The organism is Sphingomonas rhamnosi (genome assembly GCF_036663615.1).
Lineage (GTDB): Bacteria > Pseudomonadota > Alphaproteobacteria > Sphingomonadales > Sphingomonadaceae > Sphingomonas.
Genome location: NZ_JAXOJJ010000004.1, coordinates 349,549 through 361,136 on the forward strand (window position 1 = coordinate 349,549; position 11,588 = coordinate 361,136).

The following is an 11,588-nucleotide window of genomic DNA, read 5'->3' on the forward strand; positions in this document are numbered from 1 at the left end:
GTGAAGGTCAAGATTTCATCCTTCGCCGGCACCGACACGGCGGACATCGAGCTCAACGACGAGGTCTTCGGCCTCGATCCGCGCGCCGACATCCTGCACCGCGTCGTCACCTGGCAGCTCGAGAAGCGTCGCGAGACGGCTCGTGGCACCCGCGAGCGTGCAGACGTCGCGCGCACCGGCAAGAAGTTCGGTCGCCAGAAGGGCGGCGGTACCGCCCGTCACGGCGATCGCCGCGCACCGGTGTTCATCGGTGGTGGTAAGGCGCACGGCGCCCGCGTCCGCGACTTCAACCCGGGCCTGAACAAGAAGGTTCGCGCACTCGGTCTGAAGATGGCGCTGTCGAGCCATGCCAAGGCGGGCACGCTGTTCGTCATGGACAGCCTGGTCGTCGAAGGCGGCAAGACGAAGACCCTGCTCGGCGATCTCGCCAAGCTCGGCTTCGGCAAGCGCGCGCTGGTGATCGACGGCGACATGGTCGAGACGAGCTTCGCGTTCGCCGCCGGCAACCTGTTCGAAGTGGACGTGATGCCGGCCGCCGGCGCCAACGTCTACGACATCCTGAAGCATGACACGCTGGTGCTCACCCGCGCCGCTGTCGAAAAGCTGGAGGCGCGCTTCCATGGCTAAGAAGCAGAACGGCACGATCGATAACCGTCACTACGACGTTATCCTCGCGCCGCACATCACCGAGAAGACGACGACTCTGTCGGAGCACAACGCGGTGGTGTTCAAGGTGTCCAACGACGCCACGAAGCCCGAGATCAAGGCCGCTGTGGAAGCGCTGTTCGACGTCAACGTCGTCGGCGTCAACACGCTGGTCCAGAAGGGCAAGACCAAGAAGTGGAAGGGCACGAACTATTCGCGCTCGGACATGAAAAAGGCAATCGTGACGTTGAAGGACGGTCAGTCCATCGACGTGACGACGGGGATCTGAGGCCATGGCACTCAAGCATTATAATCCGACATCGCCGGCACGCCGCGGTCTCATCCTGGTCGACAAGTCGTCGCTCTGGAAGGGCAAGCCCGTCAAGGCGCTGACCGAAGGCAAGCACAAGACCGGCGGTCGCAACAACAAGGGCCATGTGACCTCGCGCGGCATCGCCGGCGGTCACAAGCAGAAGTACCGCTATATCGACTTCAAGCGTCGCAAGTGGGACGTCGAGGGCACGGTCGAGCGGATCGAATATGATCCCAACCGCACCGCGTTCATCGCCCTGGTCAAGTACCCGGACGAGGAACTCGCCTACATCCTGGCGCCGCAGCGTCTGGGCGTCGGCGACAAGGTCCTCGCGGCCAAGAAGACCGACGTGAAGCCTGGCAATGCCATGGAACTCGGTCAGATGCCGGTCGGCACCATCGTCCACAACGTGGAGATGAAGCCGATGAAGGGTGGCCAGATCGCCCGTTCGGCCGGCACGTACGTGCAGGTCGTCGGTCGCGACAAGGGCATGGTCATGGTCCGCCTGAACTCGGGCGAGCAGCGCTACATCCGTAGCGATTGCATGGCGACGGTTGGTGCGGTCTCGAACCCCGACAACCAGAACCAGAACCTGGGCAAGGCCGGTCGTTCGCGCTGGATGGGCATCCGTCCGCTGACGCGCGGCGTCGCCAAGAACCCGGTCGACCATCCGCACGGCGGTGGTGAAGGCCGCACCTCGGGTGGCCGTCATCCGGTTACGCCGTGGGGCAAGCCGACGAAGGGTGCTCGCACTCGTCATAACAAGTCGACCGACAAGATGATCATCCGGTCGCGTCACGCGAAGAAGAAGGGCTAAACGATGGCTCGTTCCGTATGGAAGGGTCCTTTCGTGGACCTTCATCTGCTCAAGAAGGCAGAAACCGCCCAGGACACCAACGCGCGTGCGCCGATCAAGACCTGGTCGCGCCGCTCGACGATCCTGCCCTCGTTCGTCGGCCTCACGTTCAACGTGTATAACGGCCGCAAGTTCGTCCCCGTCTCGGTCAACGAAGACATGGTCGGCATGAAGCTCGGTGAGTTCGCGCCCACGCGCTACTTCCCGGGTCACGCCGCCGACAAGAAGGGCAAGCGCTGATGTCTAAGCAGGCAGCACCCCGCCGCGTCGCCGATAACGAGGCGCTCTCGGTCGGCACGCAGATCCGCGGTTCCGCGCAGAAGCTCGGCCTCGTCGCCGCGCTCATCCGCGGCAAGAAGGTCGGCGATGCGATGAACATCCTCGCCTTCTCGACCAAGGGCATGGCCGTCGAGGCCCGCAAGGTTCTCGCGTCTGCGATCGCCAATGCGGAGAACAACCACAACCTCGACGTCGACGCGCTCGTCGTCGCCGAGGCGTCGGTCGGCAAGTCGATCACGATGAAGCGCTTCGCGACCCGCGGCCGCGGCAAGTCGACCCGCATTCTCAAGCCGTTCAGCCGTCTGCGCATTGTCGTGCGCGAGCAGGAAGAAGCATAATGGGTCAGAAGAGCAATCCCATCGGTCTGCGTCTGCAGATCAACCGTACCTGGGACAGCCGCTGGTACGCCGAAGGCGCCGACTATGGTCGTCTCCTGCTCGAGGATCTCAAGATCCGCGCGTTCATCTTCAAGACGCTGCCGCAGGCCGCGATCTCGAAGGTCGTGATCGAGCGTCCGGCCAAGCTCGCGCGCATCTCGATCTTCGCCGCACGCCCCGGCGTGATCATCGGCAAGAAGGGTGCGGACATCGAGAAGCTGCGCTCGACGATCGGCAAGATGACGTCGTCGACGGTCTCGCTGAACATCGTCGAGATCCGCAAGCCGGAAGTCGATGCGCGCCTGGTCGCCCAGGGCATCGCCGACCAGCTCGAGCGTCGTATCGCCTTCCGCCGCGCCATGAAGCGTGCGGTCCAGTCGGCGATGCGTCTCGGTGCCGAAGGCATCCGCGTCGGTTGCGGCGGTCGTCTCGGCGGCGCCGAGATCGCACGGTCGGAATCCTATCGTGAGGGCCGCGTTCCGCTGCACACGCTGCGCGCGAACATCGATTATGCCGAAGCCACGGCGCACACGTCCTACGGCGTTTGCGGCGTCAAGGTCTGGGTCTTCAAGGGCGAGATCCTCGGCAACGATCCCACGTCGTATGACCGGATCATGATGGAGGCTCAGACCTCCGGCGTGCGTCCGCAGCGCGACGATCGTCGCTAAGGGTCAGGAACAGACATGCTGCAACCAAAAAAGACCAAGTTCCGGAAGGCCTTCAAGGGCAAGATTTCCGGCGACGCAAAGAGCGGCTTCTCCCTCAACTTCGGCTCCTACGGGCTGAAGGCGATGGAGCCGGAGCGGATCACCGCGCGTCAGATCGAGGCGGCCCGCCGCGCGATCACGCGTCACATCAAGCGCCAGGGGCGTTTGTGGATCCGTATCTTCCCGGACGTCCCCGTCTCGGGCAAGCCTGCCGAAGTCCGCATGGGCTCGGGCAAGGGCGCGCCGGAATTCTGGGCCGCCCGCGTGAAGCCGGGTCGGATCCTGTTCGAGCTCGACGGTGTCGAGGGCAAGATCGCCGCGGAGGCGTTCGAGCGGGCGGCCATGAAGCTGCCGATCAAGGTAAAGGTTGTCGCCCGTCTGGGTGACACCTCGCATCTGGGAGGCGAGTAAGATCATGGCTCGTATCGACGACATGAAGGCCAAGAGCGACGACCAGCTGTCGGAGTCGCTTGGCGAACTGAAGCGCGAGCAGTTCAACCTGCGCTTCCAGGCCGCGACGAACCAGCTCGAAAAGCCGAGCCGTGTTCGTGAGGTCCGCCGCGACATCGCTCGCATCAAGACCCTGCAGGCTCAGCGCACCAGCGCTGAAGCCGCGAAGTAAGGAACGTATCATGCCGAAGCGCGTGCTGACCGGTCTGGTCGTGTCCGACAAGGGCGACAAGACGGTGGTCGTGAACGTCGAGCGTAAGGTGAAGCACCCGCTCTACGGGAAGATCATCCGTCGCTCGAAGAAGTATCATGCTCATGACGAGAGCAACGAGTTCAAGCAGGGCGAGACCGTGCGGATCGAAGAGACCGCACCGATCTCCAAGCTGAAGACCTGGAAGGTGATCGAGCGGGTCAACACCCACGCGACGCCGGAGCGGGCTTCGGCCGAGGGCTGAACCGTCCTGCACCACCTTCCGTCATCCCAGCGCAGGCTGGGATCTCGTGAGGTGGAGCAGGTGGCCCGAACCGAAAGACCCCAGCCTACGCTGGGGTGACGGGTTCGGGGTGATATCGGGGCGCTTGCGTCCCATCGACGGAGCGGCTACAGGGCCGCTCCCCCCGGTGCAGGGTTTCCTGCGCCGGGGTGATTTTTTAGGCGGGGTCCGGTCGGTATCGGCCCCAAAGAGAGAAGGGATACGGATCCATGATCCAGATGCAGTCCAATCTCGACGTCGCTGACAACAGCGGCGCGAAGCGGGTGCAGTGCATCAAGGTGCTTGGGGGTTCCAAGCGTCGTGTTGCAGGTGTCGGCGACATCATCGTCGTCTCCATCAAGGAAGCGCAGCCGCGCGGCCGCGTGAAGAAGGGCGACGTTCACCGCGCCGTCATCGTCCGCACCGCCAAGGACATCCGTCGCGCAGACGGCACGGTCATCCGCTTCGATGGCAACGCCGCGGTGCTGGTCAACAAGAACGAGGAGCCGATCGGCACCCGTATCTTCGGACCAGTCGTTCGCGAACTGCGTGGCAAGAAGCACATGAAGATCATCAGCCTTGCGCCGGAGGTGCTGTAATGGCGTCCGCTCGTATCAAGAAGGGTGACAAGGTCATCGTCCTGTCCGGCAAGGACAAGGGCAAGACCGGCGAAGTCACCGTGTCGATGCCGAAGGCCGACAAGGTCGTCGTGTCCGGCGTGAACATCGCCGTGCGCCACACCAAGCCGACCCAGGGCGACCCGCAGGGTGGTCTGGTCCGCAAGGAAGCACCGATGCACGTTTCGAAGGTCGCGCACGTGACCGCCGACGGCAAGCCGACCCGCGTCCGCTTCGAGGAGCAGGACGGCAAGAAGGTCCGCGTGGCCGTCAAGACCGGGGAGAAGATCGGTGGCTGAGGTAGTTTACACGCCGCGTATGCGGAAGCTGTACGACGAGACGATCATCAAGGCGATGACCGAGAAGTTCGGCTACAAGAACGTTATGGAAATCCCGCGGCTCGACAAGATCGTGCTGAACATGGGTGTTGGCGAGGCGACCCAGGACAAGAAGAAGGTCGACCAGGCCGCTTCCGAAATGGAGCTGATCGCCGGCCAGAAACCCGTCGTCACCAAGGCGAAGAAGTCGATCGCGCAGTTCAAGCTGCGCGAGGGCATGCCGATCGGCGTGAAGGTCACCCTTCGCCGTGAGCGCATGTACGAATTCCTCGACCGTTTCATCACGATCGCTCTTCCCCGCGTCCGCGATTTCCGCGGGCTCAACCCGAAGAGCTTCGACGGCCGCGGCAACTACGCCTGCGGTTTGAAGGAGCAGATTGTGTTCCCAGAAATCAGCTATGACCGGGTCGACAAGGTCCGCGGCATGGATGTGATCGTGACCACCACGGCGAAGACCGACGACGAGGCGCGCGAGCTGCTCCGTCTGTTCGGCTTCCCGTTCCCGATCGAAGACGACGCTGCCGACGAGAAGAAGGCAGCCTGAACAATCCCCTCCCGCACCGGCTTCGGCCGGGGCGGGGGCACTAGGAAAGAAAGAACTTAAGTCGATGGCGAAACTGAGTTCAGTCAACAAGAACGAGCGTCGCAAGGCGTTGGTCAAGCAGTATGCTCCGAAGTTCGCGGCGCTGAAGGCGATGGCCAAGGACACGACCCTCGATGACGGCGAGCGCCTGATGGCCCGCCTCAAGATGTCGGCTCTGCCGCGCAACGCGAACCCCACCCGCATCCGTAACCGGTGCGAGCTGACTGGGCGTTCGCGTTCCTATTACCGCAAGTTCCGGCTTTCGCGGATCATGCTGCGCGATCTGGCCAACAAGGGCCTGATCCCCGGCGTCACGAAGTCGAGCTGGTAAGGATAGAACATGGCAGTGACCGATCCCCTGGGTGACCTGCTCACCCGCATCCGCAATGGCCAGCGCGCGAAGAAGGACTCCGTCCTTTCGCCGGCGTCGAAGCTGCGCGTCCGCGTGCTCGACGTTCTGCAGCGCGAAGGCTATATCCGTGGCTATAGCGACGAGCAGATGGGCCCCGCAGCGGGCATCCGCATCGAGCTGAAGTATTTCGAGGGCCAGCCTGCGATCAAGCATGTCGCACGCGTCTCGAAGCCCGGCCGCCGTGTCTATTCCGGCTCGCAGGAACTTCCCCGCGTCCGCAACGGCCTCGGCATCACCATCGTCTCGACGCCTCGCGGCGTGCTCTCGGATGCCGAAGCACGCGAGCAGAATGTCGGCGGCGAAATCCTCGCAGAGGTGTTCTGATGAGCCGCATTGGTAAGAAGCCGGTCACCGTACCGGCGGGCGTCACGCCCACGATCGAAGGCCGTCAGCTCACCGTGAAGGGCCCCAAGGGCACCCTCATGATGCCGCTGCGCGAAGAGATCAGCTACACGCTCGAGGATGGCGGCATTTCGGTGCAGCCGGCCAACGACACCAAGCGCGCTCGCGCGTTCTGGGGCATGCAGCGTACGCTCGTGCAGAACCTGATCACCGGTGTGTCGGATGGCTTCACGAAGAAGCTCCTGATCAACGGCGTCGGCTATCGTGCCGCTGCGCAGGGTCGCAACCTCAAGTTGCAGCTCGGCTACAGCCACGACGTCAACATCGACGTGCCCGAGGGCATCGAGGTGAAGACGCCGGACAACACGACGATCGAGATCTCGGGTTCGGACAAGCAGATGGTTGGCCAGCTGGCCGCGGAGATTCGTCAGTGGCGCAAGCCCGAGCCGTACAAGGGCAAGGGCATCAAGTACGACGGCGAGTTCATCTTCCGCAAGGAAGGGAAGAAGAAGTAATGACCAAGGGACTTTCTCTTTTCGCCAAGCGGCGCCGCCGCAACCGTACCGCGCTCCGCGCACGTGCCGGCAGCCGTCCTCGGCTGTCCGTGCATCGCTCGGGCAAGCACATCTATGCGCAGGTGATCGACGATGCCCTGGGCACGACGGTCGCTTCGGCCTCGACGCTCGAAAAGGACGTGCGCGGCACGTCCGGCGCCAACATCGACGCGGCGACTTCGGTCGGCAAGCGCGTTGCCGAGGCTGCCAAGGCAGCGGGCGTGACCCAGGTCGTGTTCGATCGCGGCGGCTTCCTCTACCACGGTCGCGTGAAGGCTCTTGCCGACGCCGCGCGCGAAGCCGGATTGGAGTTCTAAGACATGGCTGACGAAAACAACACGCCGGCCCCGGCCGCAGTGATCGCTCCCGAGACGACCGCACAGGACGCGGGCGCTCAGGGTGCACAGGGCGGCCAGGGCGGTGGCGGCTATCAGGGTGGCGGCGGCGGTGGTCGTGGTCGTCCCGGTGGCGGCGGCGGTGGTCGCGGCGGCCCCGGTGGCAATCGTGGCGGTGGCCCCGGTGGCAACCGCGGCGGTCGTGACGGCGGTCGCGGTGGCCCCGGCGGCAACCGTGGCGGTCGTCCGGGTTCGGACGATGGCGGCGAAGAGCTGATCGAAAAGCTGGTCCACATCAACCGCGTGTCCAAGACGGTGAAGGGCGGCAAGCGCTTCGGCTTCGCGGCACTCGTGGTCGTGGGCGACGGCAAGGGCCGTGCAGGCTTCGGTCATGGCAAGGCACGCGAAGTGCCGGAAGCCATCTCGAAGGCGACGGCTGCTGCCAAGAAGAAGATGGTCCGCGTTCCCCTGAAAGACGGTCGCACGCTGCATCACGACGGCAATGGTCACTTCGGTGCCGGTCGCGTGACGCTCCGCTCGGCTCCCCAGGGTACCGGCATCATCGCCGGTGGCCCGATGCGCGCCGTGTTCGAGTCGCTGGGCGTTGCGGATGTGGTGACCAAGTCGGTCGGCACGTCGAACCCCTACAACATGATCCGCGCCACGTTCGAGGCCCTTGGCGAGCAGACCTCGCCCAAGGCCGTCGCACAGCGTCGTGGCAAGAAGATCGCCGACCTGCTCGGCCACGGTGGGTCGAAGACCGCCGAGGCTGACGCAGCCGCGATCACGGAGTAAGATCAGATGGCAACCGTCAAGATCACGCAGATCGGTTCGCCGATCCGCCGCGAGAAGGACCAGCGCGCGACGCTGATCGGTCTCGGTCTGAACAAGATGCATCGTACCAGCGAGCTTCAGGATTCGCCTGAAGTCCGCGGCATGATCCGCAAGGTTCAGCACATGGTGTCGGTCGAGGGCTGAGCCCGAGACCGCCGTCATTCCCGCGGAAGCGGGAACCCATATACTCTACGGTCTCGGTTTAATCGCGACGGTATAGGATATGGATCCCCGCCTGCGCGGGGATGACGGGTTGGGAGGTCGTAGCGCCTCCTACCTAGTGACAAATGCGGGGAAGGGGGCTAACGGCCCCCTTCTTCTTTTCCATCAGCGCGACAAAAGCGAAAGCGAGTGCAAAGCATGAAACTCAACGAACTCCGCGACAACCAGGGTGCCCGTAAGTCCAAGATGCGCGTCGGACGCGGCATCGGCTCGGGCAAGGGCAAGACCGCAGGCCGCGGCCAGAAGGGCCAGAAGAGCCGCGAGGGCGTCAGCATCGCCGGCTTCGAAGGCGGCCAGATGCCGCTCCACATGCGTCTGCCGAAGCGCGGCTTCAACAACATCTTCCGCAAGGACTTTGCCGAGGTGAACCTGGGCGCGATCCAGCTCGCGGTCGACGCGGGCAAGATCGAAGCCAACGCGACGCTCGACCACGACGCGCTGAAGGCCGCTGGCCTCGCACGCGGCGGCAAGGACGGCGTCCGCCTGCTCGGCAAGGGCGAGCTGACCACGGTCCTCACCTTCACCGTCAACGGCGCGTCCAAGGGCGCGATCGAAGCGGTCGAGAAGGCCGGCGGCAAGGTCGACGTGATCGAATATATCGATCCCGCCACCAAGGCTGCTGCCAAGAAGGGCGTGAAGTACAAGGAGCGCCAGGCGCACAAGGCGTCGTTCAAGGCGTAAGCCTCACCTTCTCCGTCATGCCGGACCTGGTCCGGCATCCACCGCGCCGCGTACTCCAACGAACCGTTGAGCGCGCGGACGAGTGGGCCCCGGACCAAGTCCGGGGTGACGGAAGAGGGTGGCGGGCTCGTATCCACACCGTTCGTCCCGAGTAGCCATCGAGCTTGTCGAGATGGCGTATCGAGGGATAGGCTCGCTTGGGTCATGTACCTCGATACGGGTTCTCGACGTCGCTCGACCCCTACTCGGCACGAACGGAATGTGGTTCGGCAGGCCAACCTTCTGCCGCCAGGCATTAGACAAGCCCGCACGGGCGCCTATATGAGCGGCGGGGGCGGTTAAACGCATCCCGCCGTTTTTGTTTCCCCCTCGCGAAAGCCCGCTTTCGCGAGACCCGTCCAGGATATCTTGACGCATGGCATCCGCAGCCGACCAGATGGCGCAAAGCATCAGCCTTTCGAAATTCGCAAAGGCCACCGACCTCAAGAAGCGGCTGTGGTTCACGATCGGTGCGCTGATCGTCTTCCGCCTGCTCAGCTACGTGCCGCTGCCCGGCATCGATCCCACCGCGCTCGGCGTGCTGGGTCAGCAGACCCAGGGCGGCGTGCTCGACTTCTTCAACACCTTCTCGGGTGGCTCGCTCAGCCGCATGTCGCTGATCGCGCTCGGCGTGATGCCGTACATCACCGCCTCGATCGTGGTGCAGCTCGCGACCTCGCTGAGCCCCACGCTCGCCGCGATCAAGAAGGACGGCGAATCGGGCCGCAAGCGCCTCAACCAGTACACCCGCTACGGCACCGTCGGCCTGACCGCCGTACAAGGCTATTTCATCGCCGTCGGCCTCGAGACGCTCGGCGCCAACGCCGGTGTCCAGGCGGTGATCGAACCCGGCATGCTGTTCCGCATGACCGCGGTGGTCAGCCTGATCGGCGGCACGATGTTCCTGATGTGGCTCGGCGAGCAGATCACCAGCCGCGGCATCGGTAACGGCGTCAGCCTGATCATCATGGCCGGCATCGTCGCGCATCTGCCGACCACGCTCGTCAACCTGCTCGAAGGCGGTCGTTCGGGCAGCCTGGATCCGATCAAGCTGATCGGCATCGTCGTCGCGGTCGTGCTGCTGATCCTCTTCATCTGCTTCATGGAGCGCGCGCAGCGTCGCATCCTGATCCAGTATCCCAAGCGCCAGACGCAGCGCGGTATGCAGGCCGATCGCAGCCATCTGCCGCTGAAGATCAACACCGCGGGCGTCATCCCCCCGATCTTCGCCTCGTCGCTGCTGCTGATGCCGCTGACGATCACGCAGTTCGCCGGCAAATACGCCGCGGGTCAGAGCAAGTGGGGCGATTTCATCATCACCCTCAACCAGTACCTCCAGCACGGCTCGCCGGTGTACATGCTGCTCTACGGCGCAGGCATCATCTTCTTCTCGTTCTTCTACACCGCCGTTGTCTTCAATCCTGAGGAAACCGCGGACAATCTGAAGCGCAATGGCGGGTTCATCCCCGGCATCCGCCCGGGTAAGAATACCGAGAATTATTTCGATTACGTGCTGACGCGCATCACTGTGATCGGTGCCGCCTATCTGACGATCATCTGCCTGTTGCCCGAATACCTCGTCACCGCGCTGTCGATCCCGTTCTACCTCGGCGGCACTAGCCTGTTGATCGTGGTCAACGTAACGATGGACACGGTTACGCAGATCCAGTCGCACCTGCTGGCACACCAGTATGGCGATCTGATAAAGAAGGCGAAGCTGAAGGGCGGCCGCCTGCGCTGATGCGCAGGCCGGTCGATTTGGACTCCGCACGGACGAGGGAGTGCGTTTCGTGAATATCATCCTGTTGGGGCCGCCGGGCGCGGGCAAGGGCACGCAAGCCGCGACGCTCGTCGAGACGCGCGGCATGGTGCAGCTATCGACCGGCGACATGCTGCGCGCCGCGGTGGCGGCGGGCACGCCGGTCGGGCTGCAGGCCAAATCGGTCATGGCGTCGGGCGGTCTGGTCTCGGACGATATCGTCTCCGGTATCATCGGCGAGCGGCTCGACCAGGGCGACACCGACCGCGGTGTCATCTTCGACGGCTATCCGCGCACCGCGGCGCAGGCCGAGGCGCTCGACGGGCTGCTGACCGCCCGCGGTCGCACGCTCGACTACGTCATCGAGCTCGAAGTCGACGAGGCCGCGCTCATCGACCGGGTCGTCGGTCGCTACACCTGTGCCAAGTGCGGCGCGGGTTACCACGACCGGTTCAAGAAGCCCGCCGTCGCCGGCGTGTGCGATGTCTGCGCGTCGACCGATTTCAAGCGCCGGCCCGACGACAACGCCGAAACCGTGCACACCCGCATGGAAGAATACCGCGCCAAGACCGCGCCGATCCTGCCGATCTACGAAGCCCGCGGATTGGTCCGCCGCGTCGACGGCATGGCGGACATCGCGCATGTGGGCGCCGCGATCGCGACAATCCTGAACACGAAGTAGCGTCGGGATTCGGGGGCACCGATGCCCTCTCGTCACCCCAGCGCAGGCTGGGGTCTCTTGCAGCTCCTGCGCGCCGCCAGCCGCGCGAGA

Annotated in this window: 21 protein-coding genes; all 21 read left to right on the forward strand. The window is 64.3% G+C overall.

What is annotated here, in order from left to right:
- A complete protein-coding gene (gene rplD / locus U1701_RS11345) occupies positions 1 to 627 on the forward strand; it encodes a 50S ribosomal protein L4 (RefSeq protein ID WP_332782668.1) in 627 nt (208 codons plus the stop codon).
- Positions 620 to 934: a 50S ribosomal protein L23 gene (locus U1701_RS11350; protein WP_332782669.1), complete on the forward strand. Its 315-nt coding sequence runs from the start codon at positions 620 to 622 to the stop codon at positions 932 to 934. Before rplD ends, U1701_RS11350 begins: the two co-directional genes overlap by 8 nt.
- A 4-nt stretch (positions 935 to 938) precedes the next feature.
- Entirely contained in the window at positions 939 to 1,775 is an 837-nt protein-coding gene (gene rplB / locus U1701_RS11355) for a 50S ribosomal protein L2 (RefSeq protein WP_332782670.1), read from the forward strand.
- A gap of 3 nt (positions 1,776 to 1,778) precedes the next feature.
- Positions 1,779 to 2,054: a 30S ribosomal protein S19 gene (rpsS, locus tag U1701_RS11360; protein WP_332782671.1), complete on the forward strand. Its 276-nt coding sequence runs from the start codon at positions 1,779 to 1,781 to the stop codon at positions 2,052 to 2,054.
- Complete coding sequence (gene rplV / locus U1701_RS11365) at positions 2,054 to 2,431, forward strand: 50S ribosomal protein L22 (RefSeq protein ID WP_332782672.1); 378 nt, start codon at positions 2,054 to 2,056, stop codon at positions 2,429 to 2,431. Before rpsS ends, rplV begins: the two co-directional genes overlap by 1 nt.
- Positions 2,431 to 3,138, forward strand: a complete 708-nt coding sequence (rpsC, locus tag U1701_RS11370) for a 30S ribosomal protein S3 (protein WP_332782673.1) — start codon at positions 2,431 to 2,433, stop codon at positions 3,136 to 3,138. The genes rplV and rpsC overlap by 1 nt, the downstream gene beginning before the upstream one ends.
- 15 nt (positions 3,139 to 3,153) lie before the next feature.
- Complete coding sequence (rplP, locus tag U1701_RS11375) at positions 3,154 to 3,588, forward strand: 50S ribosomal protein L16 (RefSeq protein ID WP_147082699.1); 435 nt, start codon at positions 3,154 to 3,156, stop codon at positions 3,586 to 3,588.
- A 4-nt stretch (positions 3,589 to 3,592) separates the two neighbouring features.
- A complete protein-coding gene (rpmC, locus tag U1701_RS11380; protein ID WP_332782674.1) occupies positions 3,593 to 3,799 on the forward strand; it encodes a 50S ribosomal protein L29 in 207 nt (68 codons plus the stop codon).
- Between the two features lie 10 nt (positions 3,800 to 3,809).
- The gene (rpsQ, locus tag U1701_RS11385; protein ID WP_031393756.1) at positions 3,810 to 4,082 is read left to right on the forward strand and encodes a 30S ribosomal protein S17; all 273 of its coding nucleotides are present in this window, start codon (positions 3,810 to 3,812) and stop codon (positions 4,080 to 4,082) included.
- Between the two features lie 248 nt (positions 4,083 to 4,330).
- Positions 4,331 to 4,699, forward strand: a complete 369-nt coding sequence (gene rplN / locus U1701_RS11390; RefSeq protein WP_031393755.1) for a 50S ribosomal protein L14 — start codon at positions 4,331 to 4,333, stop codon at positions 4,697 to 4,699.
- Positions 4,699 to 5,016: a 50S ribosomal protein L24 gene (gene rplX / locus U1701_RS11395; protein ID WP_332782675.1), complete on the forward strand. Its 318-nt coding sequence runs from the start codon at positions 4,699 to 4,701 to the stop codon at positions 5,014 to 5,016. Before rplN ends, rplX begins: the two co-directional genes overlap by 1 nt.
- A 19-nt stretch (positions 5,017 to 5,035) precedes the next feature.
- Positions 5,036 to 5,599, forward strand: coding sequence for a 50S ribosomal protein L5 (gene rplE, locus U1701_RS11400; protein WP_443026040.1), 564 nt, complete (start codon positions 5,036 to 5,038; stop codon positions 5,597 to 5,599).
- A 64-nt stretch (positions 5,600 to 5,663) separates the two neighbouring features.
- Complete coding sequence (gene rpsN, locus U1701_RS11405) at positions 5,664 to 5,969, forward strand: 30S ribosomal protein S14 (RefSeq protein ID WP_332782677.1); 306 nt, start codon at positions 5,664 to 5,666, stop codon at positions 5,967 to 5,969.
- Between the two features lie 9 nt (positions 5,970 to 5,978).
- Positions 5,979 to 6,374 (forward strand): 30S ribosomal protein S8, encoded by a 396-nt coding sequence (gene rpsH, locus U1701_RS11410; RefSeq protein WP_147082689.1) that lies wholly within the window; start codon positions 5,979 to 5,981, stop codon positions 6,372 to 6,374.
- Positions 6,374 to 6,907, forward strand: coding sequence for a 50S ribosomal protein L6 (gene rplF / locus U1701_RS11415; protein WP_332782678.1), 534 nt, complete (start codon positions 6,374 to 6,376; stop codon positions 6,905 to 6,907). The genes rpsH and rplF overlap by 1 nt, the downstream gene beginning before the upstream one ends.
- Positions 6,907 to 7,263, forward strand: coding sequence for a 50S ribosomal protein L18 (gene rplR, locus U1701_RS11420; RefSeq protein WP_332782679.1), 357 nt, complete (start codon positions 6,907 to 6,909; stop codon positions 7,261 to 7,263). The genes rplF and rplR overlap by 1 nt, the downstream gene beginning before the upstream one ends.
- 3 nt (positions 7,264 to 7,266) lie before the next feature.
- Positions 7,267 to 8,076 carry a 30S ribosomal protein S5 gene (gene rpsE / locus U1701_RS11425; RefSeq protein ID WP_332782680.1) on the forward strand — a complete coding sequence of 270 codons (810 nt, stop codon included), beginning with the start codon at positions 7,267 to 7,269 and terminating at the stop codon, positions 8,074 to 8,076.
- A gap of 6 nt (positions 8,077 to 8,082) precedes the next feature.
- Positions 8,083 to 8,259, forward strand: coding sequence for a 50S ribosomal protein L30 (gene rpmD / locus U1701_RS11430; protein WP_332782681.1), 177 nt, complete (start codon positions 8,083 to 8,085; stop codon positions 8,257 to 8,259).
- A gap of 216 nt (positions 8,260 to 8,475) precedes the next feature.
- Positions 8,476 to 9,018 (forward strand): 50S ribosomal protein L15, encoded by a 543-nt coding sequence (gene rplO / locus U1701_RS11435; protein ID WP_332782682.1) that lies wholly within the window; start codon positions 8,476 to 8,478, stop codon positions 9,016 to 9,018.
- A gap of 415 nt (positions 9,019 to 9,433) precedes the next feature.
- Positions 9,434 to 10,798, forward strand: a complete 1,365-nt coding sequence (gene secY, locus U1701_RS11440; RefSeq protein ID WP_332782683.1) for a preprotein translocase subunit SecY — start codon at positions 9,434 to 9,436, stop codon at positions 10,796 to 10,798.
- A 49-nt stretch (positions 10,799 to 10,847) separates the two neighbouring features.
- A complete protein-coding gene (locus tag U1701_RS11445; RefSeq protein ID WP_332782684.1) occupies positions 10,848 to 11,498 on the forward strand; it encodes an adenylate kinase in 651 nt (216 codons plus the stop codon).
- The last annotated feature ends 90 nt before the right edge of the window (positions 11,499 to 11,588 follow it).